This window comes from Variovorax sp. GW823-FHT02B07, from assembly GCF_058797695.1.
In genome coordinates this window covers 1,874,936-1,896,014 of sequence record NZ_JBXAJX010000001.1, presented here as the reverse complement: position 1 = coordinate 1,896,014, position 21,079 = coordinate 1,874,936, and the positions used below count along the sequence as shown (strand labels likewise).

The following is a 21,079-nucleotide window of genomic DNA, read 5'->3' as shown; positions in this document are numbered from 1 at the left end:
GCGGAATTGGTAGACGCACTAGTTTCAGGTACTAGCGAGTAACATCGTGGAGGTTCGAGTCCTCTTCTGGGCACCAAGTTTAAACAGACCTTTACTAGGTCATCCGATTGAAGCCACCGGTCTCCGGTGGCTTTTTTCATGGCCGCTCGAAACTGCATCAAACGGGCGACGCGATCGTCAGATCACGCCCCTTGATGCCGGCCATGCACGCACGATCGCACCCACCCGCCTTCGGCAGGACATCCGCCGCACGAGCGATGTCGCGCAGAAGTTGAAATTTCGACACGCTCAAAAGAGCGCGCCAAATTTGTGTATATAATCGTAGTCTTTGCTGAGAAGCAAAATTAGCCCAGATGGCGGAATTGGTAGACGCACTAGTTTCAGGTACTAGCGAGTAACATCGTGGAGGTTCGAGTCCTCTTCTGGGCACCAAGATTGAACAGACCCTTACCAGGTCTTCTATAAAAAGCCACCGGCCTCCGGTGGCTTTTTTCTTGGCCGCTTGAATCAGGCGCATCAAACGGGCAACGCGATCAGGTCGTGGCCTTCAGCGCCCACGATGCGTGCACGCGTGAACTCGCCGACCTTCATCGTCTTGCTGATCTTCTCGGGCGGCAGGAGGCGAACGGTGCCGTCGATCTCCGGTGCATCGGCGTACGTACGCCCTACCCCACCCTTGCGGCCCAGTGCCGGCGCTGAATCGACCAGCACCTGCATCGTCGAGCCGATGCGCTTTTGCAGCTTGGCGATCGACACGGCCTCGGCCACCTCCATGAAGCGGGCGCGGCGCGCTTCGCGCTCGGCCTCGGGCAGCATGCCCGGAATGTCATTGGCAGTGGCGCCCTCGACCGGGCTGTAGGCAAAGCAGCCCGCACGATCGATCTCGGCTTCGCGGATGAAGTCGAGCAGGTGTTCGAACTCCTGCTCCGTCTCGCCCGGAAAGCCGGCGATGAAGGTGCTGCGGATCACGAGTTCAGGACAGACCTCGCGCCAGCGCGCGATCCGCTCCAGGTTCTTCTCGCCGCTGGCCGGCCGCTTCATGCGCTTGAGCACATCGGGGTGGCTGTGCTGCAGCGGCACGTCGAGGTACGGCAGCACCAGGCCGCTCGCCATCAACGGAATGATTTCGTCGACGCTCGGATACGGGTACACGTAGTGCAGGCGCACCCAGGCGCCATACGGCTCGGCAATTTCGCCCAGCGTGCGCACGAGCTCGAGCATGCGGGTCTTGACCGGCTTGCCATCCCAGAAGCCGGTGCGGTACTTCACGTCGACGCCGTAGGCCGAGGTGTCCTGGCTGATCACCAGCAGCTCCTTCACGCCACCCTCGAACAGGGCCTTGGCTTCGCTGAGCACATCGCCCACCGGACGCGAGACCAGGTCGCCGCGCATCGAGGGAATGATGCAAAAGGTGCAACGGTGATTGCAGCCTTCGCTGATCTTCAGGTAGGCGTAGTGCCGCGGCGTCAGCTTGAGGCCCGCCACGCCAAAGGTGTTCGGCACGAGGTCGATGAACGGATCGTGCGGCTTCGGCAGGTTGGCGTGCACGGCATCCATCACCTCCTGCGTGGCATGCGGGCCAGTGACGGCCAGCACGCTGGGGTGCATCTGGCGCACGAGGTTGCCGCCTTGGTCGCCGGTCTTGGCGCCCAGGCAGCCGGTGACGATCACACGGCCATTCTCGGCGAGCGCTTCGCCGATGGTGTCCAGGCTTTCCTTCACGGCATCGTCGATGAAGCCGCAGGTGTTGACGATCACGAGGTCGGCGCCCTCGAAGGTCTTGGCGGTTTGATAGCCCTCGGCACTCAGCTGGGTCAGGATCAATTCGGAATCGGTCAATGCCTTGGGACAACCAAGGCTGACGAAGCCGACCTTGGGGGCGGTCGGCGTGACGGTACGTTCAGGGGAGGCAACTTCGCTCATAGGCCTCTATTGTCCCAGCTATCGGTGACAGCGGGGCATTCATCGGGCAGTCACCCCATTCGGGCGGGCCGCCGCGCGGCGCTCAGGGGCGCTTGATGCCAAAGGCGCCCAGCACCTGCTCGGTGTTTTTCTGCATCTGTTCCTGCATCTGCAGGAAAACGTTCTTCGATTGCTCGACGTAGTTGCCCATCAGCCCCTGGATCATCGGCGACTGCATGGTCATGAAGCGCGACCACATCTCGGGCGTCAGGCCCTCGGCCTTTTCGGCGAGCTGGGCCTGCATCTCGGTCATGGCCTGGATGTTCTTCTCGAGGTACGGGCCCATGTAGCCCTGCATGGCCTGGCCGTAGAAACGGATGATGTTGGCCAGCACCTGCTCGGTGAACATCGGCGCGCCGCCGGCCTCTTCTTCCAGGATGATCTGCAGCAGGATGCTGCGCGTGAGGTCGTCGCCGGTCTTGGCGTCGCGCACCACGAACTGCGCGTTCTTGATGACCAGCTGTTTGACCTCGGTCAGCGTGATGTACGTGGATGTCTCCGTGTCGTAGAGCCGTCGGTTGGGGTACTTCTTGATCACACGCTGGACCGGCTTCACCCCGGACTTCTTGCTCTGCACTACAGACTCCTTCACATGGACGCCCATGTCATCGGATGATTCTAGGGAGCGGTTTTGCTGCATCGCGACAAGGTTTACCCTGACCGTGATTCTTCTTCAGGCGTCCGGCGCCGTCGCGTACTCGGCACCGCACGCATGACACGCTGCAGTTTCGGGACGCTCCGGGGTCGACAACCTGAAACGCAGCGGGATCTTCTGCCCGTAGACCACCCAGCACCGGGGGCAATGCTCCTGCCCCGCCGTCGGAAGATAGGCACGTGCGCGCTGCTCGGCGCGCTCCTCGGTCACCGGCATGCCCTGTCGTTGTGCACGCGCCACTTCGCGTGCGGCCATGGTGTCGGCGCGGCCGGCGGCAAGGTCATTGATGCCGTAGACCGCGCGCGCGAATTCAAGAGGGGCTTGCTTGAGCAATGCGGCCACGCGGTGGTCGGCGTGCGCCCGATCAACTGGCGTTGATCGCGTATTCATCAGATCGCTTATCAAGGAAATTCGAGGAGGTTGGCAGACCACTCAAGGTAGCACAACCACATGGCGCCAGGGCCTTGCCTGCACCGCGCGAAGGGCTGCCCGCGAAAGGTTTTTTTGCTTGCGCCGATCGCTCATGGCGACCGGGCGAATCCAGAGACAAACACGTCGTCCAAACGACGAACGGGTTGCAGCGAAATCGCTGCAACCCGTGTTTGAATTTGGTAGGCGCGATTGGATTCGAACCAACGACCCCCACCATGTCAAGGTGGTGCTCTAACCAACTGAGCTACGCGCCTAAGAGAAGCATCGAGTATAGCAGGAGAAATGGCCCTTTTCAGCGCCGACGTGCAGATCGCACACCAGTCACTGCAGTCACCACACTCAACACCTGCGTCAAACGCGCGGCATCGGCGATTTCCACAGTGAACGTCATCCACGCCGTGCCCTTGATCGACTGCGTCTGCACGCCGATCACGTTCATCTTCTCGCGCGCAAAGACATCGGAGATATCGCGCAGCAAACCCTGACGATCGGCCGCTTCCACTGCCACGTCGACTGCGTAGACCGGTGCATCGGCGCCCTTCTTCGGCAGGCCCCATTCGACATCGATCACGCGTTCGCCGTCCTTCGCGGCCATCGTGCGGAAGTTGCTGCAATCCGCGCGATGCACGCTGACGCCATGGCCACGCGTGACGAAGCCGCGGATCGCATCCGGCGGCGCCGGCTTGCAGCACTTGGCGAGCTGCGTCATCAGTGACGACACGCCCACCACGAGCACACCGCCCTTGCCCGACTTCTCGCTGCCGCGCGCCTTCTTGATCTGCACGCCGTCGTCAGGATTCAGCGCCGGCTCGGGCGGACGCAGCAGCGTCTCGATGTTGCGCAGCGAAAACTCGTCCTTGCCGACCACCTCGAACAGATGGTCCGCCGACTTGAAGCCAAGCTGCGACGCCAGGTCTTCGAGCCGCATGGCCGTCTTGCCTTCGCGCTGCAGCAGCTTTTCGACGGCTTCACGTCCGCGTGCCACGGTCTCGTGCGTGATCTGCGCGTTGAACCAGGCACGCACCTTGGCGCGTGCGCGGTGGCTCGCCAGATAACCCAGCTCGGCATTCAGCCAGTCGCGCGACGGACCGCCTTCCTTGGCCGCCATGATCTCGACCGTCTGCCCGTTCGACAGCGGCGTGTTCAGCGGCACCATCGCGCCATCGACACGCGCACCGCGGCAGCGATGCCCCAGCGTCGTGTGCACCGTATAGGCGAAGTCGACCGGCGTCGCGCCCTGCGGCAACTCGACGATGGCGGCGTCGGGCGTGAGCACATAGATGCGGTCGTCGAACAGCCCCTGCCCCTGCAGCCCGCCCGACAGGTCGCGCTCCCAGGCCAGCAGCTGGCGCAGCACGGCGATCTTGGCGTCGTACTCGCCGCTGGCCCAGACACCGGCGTAGCCCTTGTGGCCCGCTTCCTTGTAGGCCCAGTGCGCGGCCACCCCATGTTCGGCGTGGTCGTGCATTTCCTCGGTGCGGATCTGGATCTCGATGGGCTTGCCCACCTTGCCGTCGACGATCTCGCGCACCACCGTGTGCAGCGACTGGTAACCGTTGGGCTTGGGCCGCGCGATGTAGTCGTCGAACTCCTCGTCGATGGGCTGGAAGTGCGAGTGCACCCAGGCCAGCGCGGCATAGCAGTCCTTCACGTCCGGCACCACCACGCGCAGCGCGAGGATGTCGAAGACCTGCTCGAAGTCGAGCGACTTGCCGCGCATCTTCTTGACGATGCTGTAGATGTTCTTCGGGCGTCCCTGCACCGTGGCCTTGACGCCTTCGGCCTGCAGTTCGTGCTCCAGCTGCGAGCGCAACTGCTCGACGTGGCCTTCGCGCTCGATGCGCTTCTCGTCGAGCAGCCGGGCGATCAGCTTGTAGGTCTCGGGCTCGAGAAAGCGGAACGAAAGGTCTTCGATCTCCCACTTCACCTGCCAGATGCCCAGCCGGTTCGCGAGCGGCGCAAACACCTGCAGCGACTCGCGCGCCACGCTCTCGGGCGCGGGCTGCTTGCTGGCCGCCGCGTGCCGCAGCGTCTGCAGGCGCGAGGCCAGCCGCAGCATGACCACGCGCAGGTCGCGCGAAAACGCCAGCAGCATCTTGCGCACGTTCTCGGTCTGTGCGCCGGCGCCTTCGGCGTGGTGCCCTTGAGAGGCGGTGCGCGCCTGCTCCTGCACGCGCACGAGCTTGGTGGTCTCGACCGCAAGCGCCGCGAAGTTATCGCCGAAGACCTTGGCGATCACTTCCTGCGGACGGTTCAGGTGCTGGCATGAGTACACGAGGTAGCTCGCGGCCTGCATCGCCTCGGAGCCGCCCATCTTCGCAACGATGGCGGCCACGGCATCGGCGTGCGCCAACGTGTTCTCGCCGGTGTCGAGCTTTTCGTCGGCAATCAGCGGTTCGGCGAACGCACGGGCGCGCGCCAGCATGTTCTCCATGACCGGCGAGCGGTCGGCCGTGGCGGCCGACAGCGGGTAATCGACCATGACGCCGTCGGACAGGGGTGCCGTCTGAAGGTTCGCAGACTCTCGCTTCACGATGCCCTCAATCGAACAGGAAATTCGTGACGACGGCGACCTGTGCGGGATCGACGAAAGTCGGCGCGTGCCCCACGCCCTCGAACTCGACGAGCGTGGCACGCGGCCCGCGCTGCGTCATCGCGGCCGCCGTTTCGGGCGACAGCAGGTCAGACGCCGCGCCGCGCGTGAGCAGCGTGCGCGCCTCGATGGCGTCGTACAGGCTCCACATCACCGCCCCGCCCTGCGCCGCGATCTCGGGCGTGATGGCGCGCAACGGCACGCCGATGGCCGGGTCGTAGTGCAGCACCCAGGCGCCCTCGCCCACCGGGCCGCCACTGGCGGTCTTGGCGGCACCGTCGGCGCTGCGCTCAGAAGCCGGCACCACCATGTGCTGCGACAACGCGCGCCACTGCTCGGGCGTGTGCGGCCCGAAGGTGGTCGACAGGGCCCACATCGCATCGGCCGCGGCCTGCACGCTCGAAAACTGGCCGCTCTTGCCCACATACGCGCCAATGCGCTGGATGGCGGCGGGCTCGACCGTGGGGCCGACATCGTTCGCGACGAAACGGCGAATGGGCCGTGGCAACGGCAGCTCCTTGTGGCCGGCCAGCACGAAGCCGATCAGCCCGCCCATGCTGGTGCCGACGTAGTCGAGCGTGTCGATGGGATGCTCGCCGTGCAGCTGCGCGATCAGCGCCACCATGTCGGCTGCATACACAGGCACTTGATAGAAAGCAGGGTCACGCAGCCAGTCGCTGCGCCCGCGCCCTACCACGTCGGGGCAGACCACGCGCACATCGCCGCCCGCGCGCGCCACGATGGCCTGCGCGAGCACGTCGAAATCGCGCCCCTGCCGGGTCAGCCCGTGCACGCAGATCACGACATGTGCGCTGTGCGCGTCGCCCCATTGCCAATAGGCCATGCGATGACCGCCCTGGGCGTCGTTGCAGGCCACGTCGTGAAGGGTCGGTTCTGTCATGGAAACGGAGGGGTTCGGGTGCGGATAATGGTCTCGTTGCATCCTAATTCATCCGGAGATTGATCTTCATGCTCAAAGGCAAAACCGCGCTTGTCACGGGGTCCACCAGTGGCATTGGCTTCGCCATCGCCAAGGCGCTGGCTCAACAGGGCGCACACATCGTGCTCAACGGCTTCGGCGACGCCGACACCCCCAAGGCCCAGATCGAGGCACTCGGCGTGCGTGCCGAGTACCACGGGGCCGACATGAGCAAGCCCGACCAGATCGAGGACATGATGAAGTTCGCGGCGTCGAAGTTCGGCCGCGTCGACATCCTCGTCAACAACGCCGGCATCCAGCACGTGGCCAAGGTCGAGGACTTCCCGACCGAACGTTGGGACGCGATCCTCGCGATCAACCTCACGAGCGCCTTCCACACGACGCGCCTGGCGATCCCCGCGATGCGCGAGGCCAACTGGGGCCGCATCATCAACGTGGCGTCGGCGCACGGGCTCGTGGCCTCGGCGCAGAAGTCGGCCTATGTCGCGGCCAAGCACGGCATCGTCGGCCTGACCAAGTCGGTGGCGCTCGAAACCGCCACCACCGGCGTCACCTGCAACGCGATCAGCCCGGGCTGGGTGCTCACGGCGCTGGTGCAAAAGCAGATCGACGACCGCGCGGCCCGCGAAGGCATCTCGGCCCTCCAGGCGCAGAACGAATTGCTGGGGGAAAAGCAGCCCTCGCTGCAGTTCACGACGGTCGAGCAACTGGGCGGGCTGGCCGTCTTCCTGAGCTCTCCCGCGGCCGATCAGGTGCGGGGCGTCGCCTGGGCCATGGATGGCGGCTGGACGGCTCAGTAAATAAACAGAGACAACGAAAAAACGCCGGCGGCACTCGCCCGCCAGCGCTGCGCTCTTTGCCTTCTTACTTGAGCTGCACCGAGCCGGAGACGTTCACGACCACGCTGGTCTTGCCCGCTTCCACCGGCACGGCCGAATCGGCGGCCGAGAACGACTTGGCCTGCATGGCCATCACGCGCGGACGGATCGGGCCGCTGTCGTTCGCGTTCACCGACACCTCGCGCAGCGTGTAGCCGCCGAAGCCGAAGCCCTTGGCCAATTCGCCGGCCTTTTGCTTGAAGTTGTCGATGGCGATGTTCTGCGCCTCGGTCTCGGTCTTGGCGCGCTGCTCGCGGCTCAGGCCGAAACCGACGTTGCCCACGCTGAGCGTGCTGATGCGCCCGGCCGTCTGGGTGATGCGCGCGAAGTCACGGCCTTCGAGCACGAGTTCGGTCGAACCCTGCCAGCCGTTGATCTTGCCGTCCTTGGTGTAGCGCGGCGAGAGGCTGAAGTTGCCGGTGCGCACGTCGAGCTGGCCCGGCTGTGCATTCTTCTTGGCCTCGGCCAGCGCGGCGTCCAGCGCGGTCTTGAGCTGGGTCTGCACGGTGCCCGCCTCGGCGGCGTCGCGCGTGGTGACGAGGGTCATGCTCAGCAGGTCTTGCTGAACTTCGACGGTGCCGGAAGCCGACAGCTGGAGCACGTTTTGTGGAGCAGGCATGACGGCATTCTGGGCCAAGGCGGCCCCGGCAAAGGTCAGCGCGGCGCAGGCCGCGATCAATTGAACAGTCTTCAAGACAGATTTCTCCCTGGTGGATGCGAGGAAAAGCCCTCGCCCGCGCCTTCTTCTTCAGTGGCGCAGGCTGCGCGGCGCGGTTTGCGGACTGGCGACGGGCTGCGGTACCGGCACGATGCGCTCGGCAGGCTGTGATTCTGCCGAATTCAGAAGTACACCCGTTCCCGCAGGCACCCACTGCCCCCGGACCTGCTGCCTCAACTCGAAGAGTTCGCCCGCCGTGAGACGGCGCCCCGCCAGCGCTTCGCCTCGGCGCTGCTCTTCCCGCTGGGCCGCCCGGTGCGCGGCCACGGCATCGCGCACTTCACTGCGGCGCCCTTCACTGACCCGCAAAAACCCTTCGGAAGCGACGGACGTCGCACCACAGGCGCATGCGAAAAAAAGCAGAGGCAAGGCAGAAAAAGAAGGTCTCATCGCGCAATCGTCATAAGGCAGCACGGACTGTGCCACCGCCGGGCAAAGCCCGGATGACCAGACGGCGAGCGGCCGCAAGTTGTGTAACTTAGTGTCAACCACTACGGAATTCGGCAGCAATGGGGTCCTAACGCCTTCAGAATCGGCGCTGTTACAAATTCAACGTTGTAGAAATGACTCAAGTTCCCGCTCGCACCGACAAGATCGTGATCGTCGACGACGACGCCCGCATCCGCGACCTGCTGCGCCGCTACCTGACGCAGGAAGGATTCGAAGTGATCGTGGCCGAGGACGGCAAGGCGCTCAACCGCATCCTGTTGCGCGACACGGTCGACCTGATCGTGCTCGACCTGATGATGCCCGGCGAAGACGGCCTCTCCGTGTGCCGCCGTCTGCGTGCCGCCAACGACCGCACGCCGATCATCATGCTCACCGCCAAGGGTGAGGACGTGGACCGCATCGTCGGTCTCGAAGTCGGCGCCGACGACTACCTCGGCAAGCCCTTCAACCCGCGCGAACTGCTGGCCCGCGTGCACGCCGTGCTGCGCCGCCGCCCGCCGCTCGAGGCGCCGGGCGCCCCTTCCACCGAGAACGAGACCGTCACCTTCGGCCCGTTCGCCTTCGACCTCGGCTCGCGCACCCTGAAGAAGGACGGCGAAGAACTCTCGCTGACCACCGGCGAGTTCGCGATGCTGAAGGCGCTGGTGCGCCACCCGCGCCAGCCGCTGTCGCGCGAAAAGCTGGCCCAGCTGGCACGCGGACGCGAATTCGAGCCCTTCGACCGCAGCCTGGACGTGCAGATCTCGCGCCTGCGCAAGCTGGTCGAGTCCGACGCCGCGGCGCCGCGCTACATCCAGACCGTCTGGGGCGTGGGCTACGTGTTCGTGCCGGACGGCACGGCCTGACGATCTGCTGAGAGGTGGCCATCGGCCTCCATTCCGCCCGACCTGACCCGGCCCAGGAGGACGGGGCACAGGTCACGATGCCGAGCCCGCTCGAAGCGAGCGCGCAGCGTGACCGCCGCCCCGGCCTCAAGCTGGGTTTCAGCCTTTTCTGGCGCACCTTCTTTCTGCTCGCACTGCTGCTGATCGGCTGCACGGTCGCCTGGCTGCAGACCTTCCGCTCGCTCGAATACGAGCCGCGCGCCATCCAGACCGGGCACCAGATCGCCTCGCTCGTGAACCTCACACGCGCGGCGCTGGTGTACTCGGACGCGATCACGCGGGTCTCGCTGATCAAGACGCTGGCCGACCAGGAAGGCGTACGCATCCTGCCGCGCGAGCCCAACGACCGCTTCCAGCCTTACACCAGCGGCGCGCTCGACGAGCGCGTCACCGAAGAGCTGATCGCTCAACTTGGCGAAGGCACCACCGTCGCCAGCCGCGTGAACGACGAGCCGGGCCTGTGGATCGGCTTCACCATCGAGAGCGACACCTACTGGCTGCTGCTCGACCCCACGCGCTTCAGCCGCGTGGGCGGGCGCACCTGGCTGGTCTGGCTCAGCACGGCGATGGCGCTGTCGCTCGCGGGCGCGGCGCTGATCACGCGGCTCATCAATCTGCCGCTCAAGCAGCTGTCGCGCGCCACCTTGCAGGTGCGCGAGGGCGAGTACGAGGCGCACCGGCTCGACGAGCGCGCCCGCACCAACGAAATCCGGGCGGTGAACATCGGCTTCAACCGCATGGCGGACCAGCTCGCCAAGATCGAGCAGGACCGCGCCATCATGCTGGCCGGCATCTCGCACGACCTGCGCACCCCACTGGCCCGGCTGCGGCTCGAGACCGAGATGAGCGTGGCCGACGAAGACGCGCGCGACCACATGGCCGCCGACATCGCGCAGCTCGACGCCATCATCGACAAGTTCCTCGACTACGCCCGCCCCGACCACGTCGACCAGCGCCCCGTGCTGCTGCGCGACGTGATCGACGCCTGCACCTACGCCGTGCAGGACTACGAAGAGATGAACATCCACGTCGACGTGCCCGCCGACCTGAAGGTGATGGGCGACGAGGTGGAGCTCACGCGCGTGATCTCCAACCTGGTCGAGAACGCCCGGCGCTACGGCAAGACGCCGTCGACGGGCGTGGCCGACGTCACGATCCAGGCGCAGGCCAACAACGACGCGGTGCTGATCAAGGTGCGCGACCACGGCGCGGGCGTCGAGCCCGCCCTGCTCGTGCAGCTGACCAAACCCTTCTTCCGCGGCGACGCGGCGCGCACCTCGGCGGCCGGCGCCGGCCTGGGGCTGTCGATCGTGGCGAAGAACATCGAGCGCATGGGCGGCACCTTCGCGCTCACCAGCACGCCGGGCCGGGGCCTCGCAGCCCACATCCGGATGCCGCGCGCGATGCCGGCAGGCAGCAGCAAGCCCGGCGAGGTGCCGGGCAAGAAGCAGGTCGCCTGAGGACGCGCGTCAGCGGTGCAGCAGCACCGCGGCGCGGGCTTCCATCGCCCGCCCCTCGCCCACCGGGCCGAGCTTCTCGGCCGTCTTGGCTTTCACATTGACCTGATCGAGCGCAATACCCAACGTGTCGGCAATGCGCTGGCACATGGCCGGGATGTGCGGCGCCAGCTTGGGCGCCTGGGCGATCACGGTGCTGTCGACGTTGCCGATCTCCCAGCCGGCGGCCCGCACGCGGCGCGCCGCCTCGGCCAGCAGCACGGCCGAATCGGCGCCACGGAACTGGGCGTCGGTGTCCGGGAAATGCCGGCCGATGTCACCCAGCCCAGCACCGCCGAGCAGCGCGTCGGTGATGGCGTGCAGCAGCACGTCGGCGTCCGAATGCCCGAGCAGGCCGGTGGTGTGCGGCACCTCGATGCCGCCCAGGATGAGCTTGCGCCCCGCCACCAGCTGGTGGACGTCCCAGCCTTCGCCGACGCGGATGTTGAACGGTGTCGTCGTCATGCCATGGCCTTCTTGCGGCCGAGCAGCACCGCCTCGGCCAGTGCGAAATCTTCGGGGAACGTGACCTTGAAGTTCTGCGCGCTGCCGGGCACCAGCAGCGGCGCCAGGCCGAGGGTCTCGATGGCGCTGGCCTCGTCGGTCACCACGTCGCCCACGCGCTCCAGCGCGTCGAGCAGCATGCCGATGCGGAACATCTGCGGCGTCTGCGCCAGCCACTTGTCGGCGCGCGGCAGGGTCTGGGTCGAACGGCTGTCGGTCGACGAGACCTTCAGCGTGTCGGCCAGCCGCTGTGCCAGCAGGCCGCCGACGGCGTCGTGCTCGCAGGCGGCGATCAGCGCCTCGATCTGGCTGGACGTGACCAGGCAACGCGCCGCGTCGTGCACCAGCACCCAGTCGTGCGGCCCGGCGCCCTTCTGGCGCAGCGCCGCCAGGCCGTTGCGCACCGAGGCGGCGCGCGTCAGGCCGCCCACGCGCAGCAGGTACTCGCCGGTCGTCGGGAAGCGCGGCAGCGCCGTCTGCACCTCGCGGTCGTCGGGCGACACCACCACGGCCACGCCCGCGAAACGCCCGGCCAGCGCGCGGAACGCGTCCACCGTGTGGGCCACCATCGACTGGCCCGCCAGGCGCCGGTACTGCTTGGGCTGCGCGCCGCCGGCGCGGTGGCCGGAACCGGCACAAGGGATCAGCACGTAGAAACGGGAAGAAGACATGGAGGGTGCGGCACGGGCCGATGGCCGACAAGCGGATAAGGGGCCGCCATTCTAGAATTGACATTCGCACACCCCTCGCCGTCCGGCGCGGGGTGTCGTGCATTTTTCGAACCGCTCCATGGACCTCCCCCTTCTCCCGGCGGGCAAGCGTTTCACGCTGCCGCGTCCCCCGTTGTCCGCCGACGCGCTGATGCTGGCCCAGCTCGGCATGCGCGAGAAGGCCGCGGGTCGCGCCACCGCGATGTTCACCGCCGACGCGAACGACGCCCAGCGGCTCATCGACGAAATCGCCTTCTTTGCGCCCGAGCTGCGCTGCGCCCTCTTCCCCGACTGGGAAACGCTGCCCTACGACAGCTTCTCGCCGCACCAGGACCTGATCAGCGAGCGCCTGGCCACGCTGTGGCGCATCAGCCAGAAAGAGGCCGACGTGGTGCTGGTGCCTGCCACCACCGCGCTGTACCGGCTGGCGCCGCCGGCCTTCCTGGCCGGCTACACCTTCCAGTTCAAGGCCAAGCAGAAGCTGCAGGAATCGAAGCTCAAGGCGCAGCTCACGCTGGCCGGCTACAGCCACGTCACGCAGGTGGTGAGCCCGGGCGAGTACGCGGTGCGCGGCGGCCTGATCGACCTGTTCCCGATGGGCTCGCCGGTGCCGTTCCGCGTCGACCTGTTCGACGACGAGATCGACTCCATCCGCACCTTCGACCCGGACACCCAGCGCAGCCTGTACCCCGTGCCCGAGGTGCGCCTGCTGCCGGGCCGCGAGTTCCCGATGGACGACGACGCCCGCGCGCGCTTTCGCAGCCGCTGGCGCGAATTGCTCGAGGGCGACCCGACCAAGAGCCGCATCTACAAGGACATGGGCAACGGCGTGGCCACCGCCGGCATCGAGTACTACCTGCCGCTGTTCTTCGACGAGACGGCCACGGTGTTCGACTACCTCGGCCCCGACGCCACCGTCGTGCTGCACGGCGACCTGGAACCCGCGTTTCAGCACTTCTGGCAGGACACGAACGAGCGCTACCGCCTGGTGCAGGGCGACCCCGAACGCCCCGCGCTGCCGCCCGACGCGCTGTTCCTCAATGCCGAGCAGTTCTACCAGCGCGCCAAGCCGCACGCGCAACTCGCCATCCGCGGCGACATCGCCACCGACGCGCCCTACGCCGAGTTCGACAAGCTGCCGCCCTTTGCCGTGGTGCGCGGCGCCGAAGACCCGCTGGTCGGCCTGAAGGCCCACATCGCCGCCACGCCGCACCGTGTGCTGCTCATCGCCGAGAGCGACGGCCGCCGCGAGAGCCTGCTCGACTTCCTGCGCGCCAGCGGCGTGAACCCGCCGGCCTTCGACTCGCTGGCCGAGTTCGAAGCCTCGGGCGACGAAAAGATCGGCATCGCCACCGCCGCGCTGGCCTCGGGCTTCGCATGGCGCGAACAGGCGATCGACTTCGTCACCGAGACCGAGCTGTTCGCCACCGCGCCCACCACGCGCCGGCGCAACAAGAAGCAGGAACAGGTCAGCGACGTCGAGGCGCTGATCAAGGACCTGTCCGAACTCAACGTGGGCGACCCGGTGGTGCACAGCGCGCACGGCATCGGCCGCTACCGCGGCCTGATCCACATGGACCTGGGCCAGGGCACGGGCGCCGACGGCAAGCCGCTGCTGCAGGAAATGCTGCACCTGGAGTACGCCGACAAGGCCACCCTCTACGTGCCCGTGAGCCAGCTGCACCAGATCAGCCGCTACACCGGCGTGAGCGCCGACGAGGCGCCGCTGCACAAGCTGGGCTCCGGCCAGTGGGAAAAGGCCAAACGCAAGGCCGCCGAGCAGGTGCGCGACTCGGCCGCCGAGCTGCTCAACATCTACGCCCGCCGCGCCGCGCGCGAGGGCCATGCCTTCCGCTACTCGCCGGCCGACTACGAGGTGTTCGCCAACGACTTCGGCTTCCAGGAAACCGCCGACCAGAAGGCCGCGATCCACGCCGTGGTGCAGGACATGATCTCGCCCCAGCCGATGGACCGCCTCGTGTGCGGCGACGTGGGCTTCGGCAAGACCGAGGTGGCGCTGCGCGCCGCCTTCATCGCCGTCACCGGCGGCAAGCAGGTGGCGTTTCTCGCGCCGACCACGCTGCTGGCCGAGCAGCACTACCAGACGCTGGTCGACCGCTTCGCCAAGTGGCCGGTGAAGGTGGCCGAGATGAGCCGCTTCCGCTCGGCCAAGGAAATCACCGCCGCCGCCAAGGGCCTGGCCGAGGGCCAGGTCGACATCGTGGTGGGCACGCACAAGCTGCTCTCGCAGTCGGTCAAGTTCAAGAACCTGGGCCTGCTCATCATCGACGAGGAGCACCGTTTCGGCGTGCGCCACAAGGAGGCGATGAAGGCGATGCGCGCCGAGGTCGACGTGCTCACGCTCACGGCCACGCCGATTCCGCGCACGCTGGGCATGGCGCTCGAAGGCCTGCGCGACCTCAGCGTGATCGCCACCGCGCCGCAACGCCGCCTGGCCATCAAGACCTTCGTGCGCAACGAGGGCACGGGCGTGATCCGCGAAGCCGTGCTGCGCGAGCTCAAGCGCGGCGGGCAGGTCTACTTCCTGCACAACGAGGTCGAGACCATCGAGAACCGGCGCCAGAAGCTCGAAGAAATCCTGCCCGAGGCCCGCATCGCCGTGGCCCACGGCCAGATGCCCGAGCGCGAGCTGGAACGCGTGATGCGCGACTTCGTGGCCCAGCGCTACAACATGCTGCTGTGCTCGACCATCATCGAGACCGGCATCGACGTGCCCACCGCCAACACCATCGTGATGAGCCGCGCCGACAAGTTCGGCCTGGCGCAGCTGCACCAGCTGCGTGGCCGCGTCGGTCGCTCGCACCACCAAGCCTATGCCTACCTCATGGTGCCCGACACCGAAGGCCTGACCAAGCAGGCCTCGCAGCGGCTCGAGGCGATCCAGCAGATGGAAGAACTGGGCTCGGGCTTCTACCTGGCGATGCACGACCTGGAAATTCGCGGCACCGGCGAGGTGCTCGGCGAGAACCAGAGCGGCAACATGATGGAGATCGGCTTCCAGCTCTACAACGAGATGCTCAGCGAAGCCGTGCGCTCGCTGAAGGCAGGGCAGGAACCCGACCTGCTGTCGCCGCTGTCGGTCACGACCGAGATCAACCTGCACGCGCCTGCCCTGCTGCCCGACGACTACTGCGGCGACGTGCACCTGCGGCTGTCGTTCTACAAGAAGCTCGCCACCGCGAAGAATCCCGACCAGATCGACACGCTGCTGGAAGAAATCGTCGACCGCTTCGGCAAGCTGCCGCCGCAGGCGCAGACGTTGATCGACACGCACCGCCTGCGCGTGCTCGCGCGGCCCTACGGCGTGGTCAAGGTCGACGCGGCGCCGGGCATCATCAACATCACCTTCCGCAAGGACGCGCCGGTGGACGGCATGGCCATCATCCAGCTGATCCAGAAGAACAAGCACATCAAGCTCGCCGGCAACGAGAAGCTGCGCATCGAGCGCGAACTCAAGGAGCCGAAGGACCGCGCCCAGATGGTGCGCGACGTGCTGCGCAGCCTCGGACAACCCCTCGTCAAGGAAACCGCCCCCGCATGAGCGCTACGACTGAAATCTCCCCCGGCCTTGTCCTCCAGCGCGTGAAGCCGCCGCTGAAACTCGCCGACTTCAAGCTGATCGCGTTCGACATGGACTCGACGCTGATCAACATCGAGTGCATCGACGAGATCGCCGATGCCGTCGGCAAGAAGGCCGAGGTGGCCGCGATCACCGAAGCCACGATGCGCGGCGAGATCAAGGACTTCAAGGAAAGCCTGCGCCGCCGCGTGGCGCTGCTGCAGGGCGTGCCCGTGGCCGCGCTGCAGCAGGTGTACGACGAGCGCCTGAAGCTCAGCCCGGGCGCCACCGAGCTGGTCGCAGCCTGCAAGAAGGCCGGCCTCAAGGTGCTGCTGGTGTCGGGCGGCTTCACCTTCTTCGCCAACCGCGTGAAGGACCGCCTGGGCATCGACTTCGCACGCTCCAACCTGCTCGACGAAGCCGACGGCCAGCTCACCGGCCAGGTCGTGACGCAAAGCTGGGGCGACATCTGCGACGGTGCCGAAAAGCGCCGCACGCTGCTCGAAGTGGCCTCGCTCATGGGCATCTCGCCGCAGGAGACCATCGCCGTGGGCGACGGCGCCAACGACCTGCCGATGATGGGCGAGGCCGGGCTGTCGGTGGCCTATCACGCCAAGCCGAAGGTGCGCGAGCAGGCCATGGTGGCGATCAACGAAGGCGGGCTCGACCGCGTGCTGGAAATCCTGAAATGACCGACGCCGCCCCGCTGTACCGCGCCGACGCGCTGCGCGACTACGCCAGCGCCCTGCTGCAGAAAGCGGGGCTCGCGGCCTCGATGGCCGACAGCGTCGCGCGCACTTTGGTCGAAGGCGACCTGCTGGGCCACGACACCCACGGCCTTGCGCTGCTGGCCGGCTATGTGAAAGAAATCGAATCGGGCGGCATGACGCGCGACGGCGCGCCCGAGGTGCTGTCCGACCGCCCCGCCGCCGTGCTGTGGGACGGCAAGCGCCTGCCCGGCCCCTGGCTCATGGACCAGGGCGTGGACCTGCTGGTGCCGCGTGCGCGCGAACTGGGCACCGCCTCGCTCGTGATCCGCCGCAGCCACCACATCGCCTGCCTCGCGGTCTACATGCTGCGCGCGCTGCAGGAAGACATGCTGATGCTCTTGGCCTGCTCCGACCCCAACACGGCCAGCGTCGCGCCCTTCGGTGGCACGCAGGCGGTGTTCACGCCGAATCCGCTGGCGATGGGCTTTCCGCTCTCGCAAGGCGGTGTGATGGTCGACATCTCGGCCTCGATCACCACCAACGGCATGAGCAACCGCAAGCGCGCGGCCGGCGAGACCTTCGCCGAGGAATGGCTCATCGACGCCTCCGGCAAGCCGTCGAACAACCCGCAGGTGCTGTTCGACCAACCGCCCGGCACGCTGCTGCCCGTGGGCGGCCTGAGCCACGGCCACAAGGGCTACGGCATGGCGCTGCTGGTCGAGACGCTCACGGCCGGCCTCGCGGGCCACGGCCGCGCCGACCCGCCCGAAGGCTGGGGCGCGACGGTGCACCTCACGCTGCACGACCTGCACGCCTTTGGCGGCAAGGACGCTTTCCTGCGCCAGATGGACCACGTGGCCGAGAAATGCCGCGACAACGCGCCCATCGACCCGGCCAGGCCTGTGCGGCTGCCGGGTGAAGGCGGGTTGAAGCGTCGGGAAGCGCAATCGGCGAACGGGGTGCGACTGCACCCGTCGATTGCGCGTTCGCTGCAGGAAGTGGAGCAGCGGCATGGCCTGCGGCTGGCGCAGGCGCTGATCTGACGGGGCTTATTCCTCGTCGTCGTTCTCGGTGTGCTCGGGCGCGCCCGCGGGCCGCGGTTGGCGCTTGCCGGGCTTGGCCAGGATCTCGATGTAGAACTGCTTGCCGCCCTCTTTCACCACACCGTCGATGAGGCCGGTGATCGCTGTGAGGTGGATGGTTTCGGCGGATTCCTGGGCGCTGCCGAACCGGCAGTCGAAGTCCCAGAAGTCGGCGCCTTCGGGCAGGTCGCGGCGGCGCTCGCGCTTGATGTACTTGCGAATCTCGTGCTTGACGGCTTCGAGGAGACGGTCGGGGTGCTTGCCCTCGACCTGAAGCTGGAAGGTTTTTCTCATGGGTGATGGTAACCCGCTGTGTAAAGTCGGCGGTTCAAATGGAAAGCAGGTGAAGACATGGCACGCGCAAACGACTGGGCAAGCAAGGTGATGGCATTGGTGAACGGCGGCAACGCCCCGGCGGCCATTGCGCAGATCAAGGTCGCGCCCTCGGTCAAGGACCTGAAGGCACTGCAGACCATCATGACGCTCTCCAAAATGAAAGGCCGCTATCCGAACGTGGATGCGGCCATTTCAGACAACCTGGACCTGCTGGCGGCGCCCCGCCTGCACCGGTCCCCCTGAACGTCGGCGTTACAGGGCCTGGCCGAGGCGCTTCACGCCCTCTTCGATCTTCTCGATGTCGGCCGTGGCGAAGCTCAGGCGCAGCGTCGCCACATCGGGCTTCTCGGCGAAGAACGGCGCGCCGGGCACGAAGGCCACCAGCTTCTCGATCGCACGCTTGGCCAACTCGTTGGCATCGGCCAGCTTGCCATTGGCGCCCGTCAGGCGCGCCCAGAAGAACAAACCGCCGTTGGGCTGCGTGAAGCTCACCGCATCGCCCAGTTCGCGCTTCAGCGCAGCGCCCATGGCCTGCGCACGCTGGCCGTAGACCTCGCGCACATGCGCCAGCGTGCCGGGCATGCGGCCGCTCTTGAGGTACTGCGCGGCCGTCGCTTGCGCGAAGGTGCTGGTGTGGGCGTCGCTGAACTGCTTGCACATCGTGGCCTTGGCCAGCAGCTCGGGCGGCGCGATCATCCAGCCGATGCGCAGGCCGGGGCTGAGCACCTTGCTCAGGCTGCCGCAATGCGCGAGCAGCTCGCGGCTGCCGGGCACGTCCTTGCTCAGCGACATGATCGACGGCGGCGGCGCTTCGCCGAAGTACAGGTCGCCGTAGGGGTCGTCCTCGACGATCAGCGTCTGGTACTTCACGGCCAGCTCGAGCACCTTCTTGCGGCGCTCCAGGCTCAGCATGGCGCCGCTGGGGTTGCCGAAGGTGGGGATCAGGTAGACGAACTTCGGCTTGTGCTCGGCGATGAGCTTCTCGAGTTCGTCGGTCTTCACGCCGTTGGCGTCGATGGGCGCGCTGATGAGCTGCGCGCCGTACAGGCGAAAGCACTGGATCGTGGCCAGGAAGGTCGGGCCTTCGACGATCACCTTGTCGCCGGGCGAGATCATGGTCTTGCCCAGCAGGTCCAGCGCCTGCTGGCTGCCGGTGGTGACGATGAGGCCGCTCGGGTCCACGTCGACGCCCTTCGTCTTCATGAAGGAACTGAGCTGGTTGCGCAGCGGCTCGTAGCCTTCGGTGGCGCCATATTGCAAGGCCGCGCCGGGCTCTTCGGCCAGCGCCTTCTGGCTCGCCTCCTTCAGGCCCTCGACGTCGAACATGGCGCTGTCGGGAAAGCCGCCCGCAAAACTGATGATGCCGGGCTTGCCCAGCAGCTTGAAGAGTTCGCGGATGGCGGAGGTTTCGACGTTGTCGAGGCGGGAGGCGAATTGCATGGTCAGTCTCACTTTCTGGGCGTCATTGTCGCGAAAGCCCGGGCAGGAAAGCTGCGTAGGGCCATGGCTTTTCGACGATATATTGCATCCATCGCCGCAAACGCCGGTGCTCGCCCTGCCTTCCACGGCATGCGCCCCGCGAGCCCCCACGCCGTGAACGGTGGCCACCACGACCCATGAAAAAATCCGACATCCCCCTCTTCTTCGCCACCCTGCAGGCCGCCAACCCCGAGCCGCGCACGGAGCTCGAATACACCACGCCCTTCGAGCTGCTGGCCGCGGTGCTGCTGTCGGCGCAGGCCACCGACGTGGGCGTGAACAAGGCGACGCGCCGGCTCTATCCGGTGGCGAACACGCCGCAGGCGATCCTCGACCTCGGGGTGGAAGGGCTGGAGTCGTACATCAAGACGATCGGGCTGTACCGCAGCAAGGCCAAGCACCTGATGGAGGCCTGCCGCATGCTGGTCGAGCTGCATGGCGGCGAGGTGCCGCGCACGCGCGCCGAACTCGAGGCGCTGCCGGGCGTGGGGCGCAAGACGGCCAACGTGGTGCTCAACGTGGCCTTCGGCGAAGAGACCATCGCGGTCGACACGCACATCTTCCGCATCGGCAACCGCACCGGGCTTGCGCCCGGCAAGACGCCGCTGGACGTGGAACTCAAGCTCGAAAAGCGCATCCCACCCGAATTCCGCCTGCACGCGCACCACTGGCTGATCCTGCACGGGCGCTATGTCTGCGTGGCGCGCAAGCCGCGCTGCTGGGAATGCGCGGTCTCCACCTTCTGCTCGTTCAAGCCCAAGACACCGGCCCCCAAGACCGCCTGAGCGGCACACACCACCTCGCACATGACGACGACAACGATTTTCAAGAAGACGCCTTCCGCCGCCCTCCTCTTTCTCGCAGCGCTGTGCAGCGCGGGCGCCGCCTGGTCGCGCGACGGCGTGCTGCCGCCGGAGACGATGGCGCTCTACGGCGGACGCTGGTCCGCCAACTGCGCCGACGCAGCGGCACCGACGTTGCAGGTGCGCGAAGACATGCTGATCGCCGAGCGCGGCAAGCGCCGGGTCGTCGGCCGCCAGCCGGACACGGCGCACAGCTTCTTCGGCAACCAGCCGCCGCCGCCGAACTTCGACGTGGCGCTGATGAGCCGCGTGGGCAAGGGCGACAACGCGATGATGAATTTCCTGGTCTTTCGCGATGCGCGCGGCCAGTCGATCACGCTGAAGGCCGACAAGCCGGTCATGGGCCAGCTGGGGCCGGAGCTGATGAAGCCACGCTACTGGCGCTGCGACGGTCCGGCGCGCGCCGCGGCGCCGCCCGCCGAACCCGCGACCGCCGCCCCCAAGCCGCCGGCCCCCGCCACGGGCAGCCCGGCCGCCCTCGCCCGGGGCCCCGCGATGGACAAGGCCTGGCGCGCCGCGCTGGGCACGCGCGAAACCGAACGCTGGCTGGTGCGCCGCGAAGGCCCGGCGCCCGAGCCGCAATGGGTGACGGTGGACGGCACGCGCTACCTGCTGCACGCCTTCTGCAAGCCGCACGACTGCTACGACCACAATGCCATCGCGCTCTACGACCAGGGCTCAGGCCGGCTCTATGGCCTGGTGCAGCGCAACGGGCAGAACCAGCTCCTGGGTGGCCCGTCGCCACAGTTCGCGGGGCAGCTCGACCGGCTCTGGCGCGAGCAGTGGCGCGCCAAGAACTGACGAGAT

At 67.0% G+C, this 21,079-nt stretch carries 20 protein-coding genes and 2 tRNA genes; 10 read left to right on the top strand and 12 right to left on the bottom strand.

The genetic code is table 11. From position 1 onward, the window contains the following. Positions 1–347: 347 nt before the first annotated feature. A tRNA-Leu gene (locus AC1RGU_RS08840) sits at positions 348–432 on the top strand. Positions 433–516: 84 nt separating this feature from the next. Here AC1RGU_RS08840 and rimO read toward each other — a convergent pair. The 6 genes from rimO to AC1RGU_RS08810 all read right to left on the bottom strand — a co-directional run bounded on the left by rimO (position 517) and on the right by AC1RGU_RS08810 (position 6,543). Then, positions 517–1,923 carry a 30S ribosomal protein S12 methylthiotransferase RimO gene (rimO, locus tag AC1RGU_RS08835; protein WP_139704634.1) on the bottom strand — a complete coding sequence of 469 codons (1,407 nt, stop codon included), beginning with the start codon at positions 1,921–1,923 and terminating at the stop codon, positions 517–519. Between the two features lie 82 nt (positions 1,924–2,005). Further along, entirely contained in the window at positions 2,006–2,566 is a 561-nt protein-coding gene (gene phaR, locus AC1RGU_RS08830) for a polyhydroxyalkanoate synthesis repressor PhaR (protein WP_062480702.1), read from the bottom strand. Between the two features lie 69 nt (positions 2,567–2,635). Next, on the bottom strand, positions 2,636–2,959 hold the full coding sequence (locus tag AC1RGU_RS08825; protein ID WP_223301311.1) for a hypothetical protein: 324 nt from the start codon (positions 2,957–2,959) through the stop codon (positions 2,636–2,638). A gap of 267 nt (positions 2,960–3,226) precedes the next feature. Further along, positions 3,227–3,303: transfer RNA gene (locus tag AC1RGU_RS08820), tRNA-Val, on the bottom strand. A 38-nt stretch (positions 3,304–3,341) separates the two neighbouring features. Continuing rightward, on the bottom strand, positions 3,342–5,531 hold the full coding sequence (locus AC1RGU_RS08815; protein ID WP_062480706.1) for a RelA/SpoT family protein: 2,190 nt from the start codon (positions 5,529–5,531) through the stop codon (positions 3,342–3,344). A gap of 58 nt (positions 5,532–5,589) precedes the next feature. Beyond that, complete coding sequence (locus AC1RGU_RS08810) at positions 5,590–6,543, bottom strand: alpha/beta fold hydrolase (RefSeq protein WP_492696021.1); 954 nt, start codon at positions 6,541–6,543, stop codon at positions 5,590–5,592. Between the two features lie 68 nt (positions 6,544–6,611). Between AC1RGU_RS08810 and AC1RGU_RS08805 the strand changes: the two genes are divergently transcribed. Continuing rightward, entirely contained in the window at positions 6,612–7,382 is a 771-nt protein-coding gene (locus tag AC1RGU_RS08805; protein WP_095947875.1) for a 3-hydroxybutyrate dehydrogenase, read from the top strand. A gap of 64 nt (positions 7,383–7,446) precedes the next feature. Here AC1RGU_RS08805 and AC1RGU_RS08800 read toward each other — a convergent pair whose 3' ends face one another. Together AC1RGU_RS08800 and AC1RGU_RS08795 are read right to left on the bottom strand one after the other, a co-directional pair. Continuing rightward, complete coding sequence (locus tag AC1RGU_RS08800; protein ID WP_062480709.1) at positions 7,447–8,154, bottom strand: SIMPL domain-containing protein; 708 nt, start codon at positions 8,152–8,154, stop codon at positions 7,447–7,449. 54 nt (positions 8,155–8,208) lie between these two features. After that, positions 8,209–8,646, bottom strand: a complete 438-nt coding sequence (locus tag AC1RGU_RS08795) for a hypothetical protein (protein WP_223301309.1) — start codon at positions 8,644–8,646, stop codon at positions 8,209–8,211. A 95-nt stretch (positions 8,647–8,741) separates the two neighbouring features. On the opposite strand from AC1RGU_RS08795, the gene ompR reads away from it, so the two are divergent. Beyond that, positions 8,742–9,473, top strand: coding sequence for an osmolarity response regulator transcription factor OmpR (gene ompR / locus AC1RGU_RS08790; protein ID WP_007837017.1), 732 nt, complete (start codon positions 8,742–8,744; stop codon positions 9,471–9,473). A 77-nt stretch (positions 9,474–9,550) separates the two neighbouring features. After that, a complete protein-coding gene (locus tag AC1RGU_RS08785; protein WP_062480711.1) occupies positions 9,551–10,972 on the top strand; it encodes a sensor histidine kinase in 1,422 nt (473 codons plus the stop codon). Positions 10,973–10,981: 9 nt separating this feature from the next. Here the strand turns inward: AC1RGU_RS08785 and ispF are convergent, their stop codons facing one another. Both ispF and ispD read right to left on the bottom strand, forming a co-directional pair. Next, complete coding sequence (gene ispF, locus AC1RGU_RS08780; protein WP_159277108.1) at positions 10,982–11,473, bottom strand: 2-C-methyl-D-erythritol 2,4-cyclodiphosphate synthase; 492 nt, start codon at positions 11,471–11,473, stop codon at positions 10,982–10,984. Next, positions 11,470–12,183 (bottom strand): 2-C-methyl-D-erythritol 4-phosphate cytidylyltransferase, encoded by a 714-nt coding sequence (ispD, locus tag AC1RGU_RS08775; RefSeq protein WP_354343578.1) that lies wholly within the window; start codon positions 12,181–12,183, stop codon positions 11,470–11,472. The genes ispF and ispD overlap by 4 nt, the downstream gene beginning before the upstream one ends. 118 nt (positions 12,184–12,301) lie before the next feature. On the opposite strand from ispD, the gene mfd reads away from it, so the two are divergent. From mfd to AC1RGU_RS08760, 3 genes are read left to right on the top strand one after another with little or no spacing between them, the layout of a single operon-like run. Beyond that, positions 12,302–15,784: a transcription-repair coupling factor gene (gene mfd, locus AC1RGU_RS08770; protein WP_369647194.1), complete on the top strand. Its 3,483-nt coding sequence runs from the start codon at positions 12,302–12,304 to the stop codon at positions 15,782–15,784. Then, positions 15,781–16,494 (top strand): phosphoserine phosphatase SerB, encoded by a 714-nt coding sequence (gene serB / locus AC1RGU_RS08765; RefSeq protein ID WP_492696017.1) that lies wholly within the window; start codon positions 15,781–15,783, stop codon positions 16,492–16,494. Before mfd ends, serB begins: the two co-directional genes overlap by 4 nt. Continuing rightward, entirely contained in the window at positions 16,491–17,555 is a 1,065-nt protein-coding gene (locus AC1RGU_RS08760) for an Ldh family oxidoreductase (RefSeq protein WP_492696015.1), read from the top strand. The genes serB and AC1RGU_RS08760 overlap by 4 nt, the downstream gene beginning before the upstream one ends. A gap of 6 nt (positions 17,556–17,561) precedes the next feature. Here the strand turns inward: AC1RGU_RS08760 and AC1RGU_RS08755 are convergent, their stop codons facing one another. After that, entirely contained in the window at positions 17,562–17,888 is a 327-nt protein-coding gene (locus AC1RGU_RS08755) for a DUF6172 family protein (protein ID WP_492696013.1), read from the bottom strand. 57 nt (positions 17,889–17,945) lie between these two features. Between AC1RGU_RS08755 and AC1RGU_RS08750 the strand changes: the two genes are divergently transcribed. After that, positions 17,946–18,173: a hypothetical protein gene (locus AC1RGU_RS08750; protein WP_013541760.1), complete on the top strand. Its 228-nt coding sequence runs from the start codon at positions 17,946–17,948 to the stop codon at positions 18,171–18,173. Positions 18,174–18,182: 9 nt separating this feature from the next. Here the strand turns inward: AC1RGU_RS08750 and AC1RGU_RS08745 are convergent, their stop codons facing one another. Beyond that, positions 18,183–19,370, bottom strand: coding sequence for an aminotransferase-like domain-containing protein (locus AC1RGU_RS08745; protein ID WP_369647197.1), 1,188 nt, complete (start codon positions 19,368–19,370; stop codon positions 18,183–18,185). Positions 19,371–19,546: 176 nt separating this feature from the next. Between AC1RGU_RS08745 and nth the strand changes: the two genes are divergently transcribed. Continuing rightward, on the top strand, positions 19,547–20,194 hold the full coding sequence (nth, locus tag AC1RGU_RS08740) for an endonuclease III (protein ID WP_062480730.1): 648 nt from the start codon (positions 19,547–19,549) through the stop codon (positions 20,192–20,194). A 21-nt stretch (positions 20,195–20,215) separates the two neighbouring features. Next, positions 20,216–21,073: an Ivy family c-type lysozyme inhibitor gene (locus AC1RGU_RS08735; protein WP_492696011.1), complete on the top strand. Its 858-nt coding sequence runs from the start codon at positions 20,216–20,218 to the stop codon at positions 21,071–21,073. Positions 21,074–21,079: the final 6 nt, after the last annotated feature.

What these genes read in the sequence shown, in the direction of transcription:
- rimO (WP_139704634.1), bottom strand. Translation starts at nt 1,923, where the DNA reads ATGAGCGAAGTTGCCTCCCCTGAACGTACCGTCACGCCGACCGCCCCC.
- phaR (WP_062480702.1), bottom strand. Translation starts at nt 2,566, where the DNA reads ATGGGCGTCCATGTGAAGGAGTCTGTAGTGCAGAGCAAGAAGTCCGGG.
- AC1RGU_RS08815 (WP_062480706.1), bottom strand. Translation starts at nt 5,531, where the DNA reads ATGGTCGATTACCCGCTGTCGGCCGCCACGGCCGACCGCTCGCCGGTC.
- AC1RGU_RS08810 (WP_492696021.1), bottom strand. Translation starts at nt 6,543, where the DNA reads ATGACAGAACCGACCCTTCACGACGTGGCCTGCAACGACGCCCAGGGC.
- AC1RGU_RS08805 (WP_095947875.1), top strand. Translation starts at nt 6,612, where the DNA reads ATGCTCAAAGGCAAAACCGCGCTTGTCACGGGGTCCACCAGTGGCATT.
- ompR (WP_007837017.1), top strand. Translation starts at nt 8,742, where the DNA reads ATGACTCAAGTTCCCGCTCGCACCGACAAGATCGTGATCGTCGACGAC.
- AC1RGU_RS08785 (WP_062480711.1), top strand. Translation starts at nt 9,551, where the DNA reads ATGCCGAGCCCGCTCGAAGCGAGCGCGCAGCGTGACCGCCGCCCCGGC.
- ispF (WP_159277108.1), bottom strand. Translation starts at nt 11,473, where the DNA reads ATGACGACGACACCGTTCAACATCCGCGTCGGCGAAGGCTGGGACGTC.
- ispD (WP_354343578.1), bottom strand. Translation starts at nt 12,183, where the DNA reads ATGTCTTCTTCCCGTTTCTACGTGCTGATCCCTTGTGCCGGTTCCGGC.
- mfd (WP_369647194.1), top strand. Translation starts at nt 12,302, where the DNA reads ATGGACCTCCCCCTTCTCCCGGCGGGCAAGCGTTTCACGCTGCCGCGT.
- serB (WP_492696017.1), top strand. Translation starts at nt 15,781, where the DNA reads ATGAGCGCTACGACTGAAATCTCCCCCGGCCTTGTCCTCCAGCGCGTG.
- AC1RGU_RS08760 (WP_492696015.1), top strand. Translation starts at nt 16,491, where the DNA reads ATGACCGACGCCGCCCCGCTGTACCGCGCCGACGCGCTGCGCGACTAC.
- AC1RGU_RS08755 (WP_492696013.1), bottom strand. Translation starts at nt 17,888, where the DNA reads ATGAGAAAAACCTTCCAGCTTCAGGTCGAGGGCAAGCACCCCGACCGT.
- AC1RGU_RS08750 (WP_013541760.1), top strand. Translation starts at nt 17,946, where the DNA reads ATGGCACGCGCAAACGACTGGGCAAGCAAGGTGATGGCATTGGTGAAC.
- AC1RGU_RS08745 (WP_369647197.1), bottom strand. Translation starts at nt 19,370, where the DNA reads ATGCAATTCGCCTCCCGCCTCGACAACGTCGAAACCTCCGCCATCCGC.
- nth (WP_062480730.1), top strand. Translation starts at nt 19,547, where the DNA reads ATGAAAAAATCCGACATCCCCCTCTTCTTCGCCACCCTGCAGGCCGCC.
- AC1RGU_RS08735 (WP_492696011.1), top strand. Translation starts at nt 20,216, where the DNA reads ATGACGACGACAACGATTTTCAAGAAGACGCCTTCCGCCGCCCTCCTC.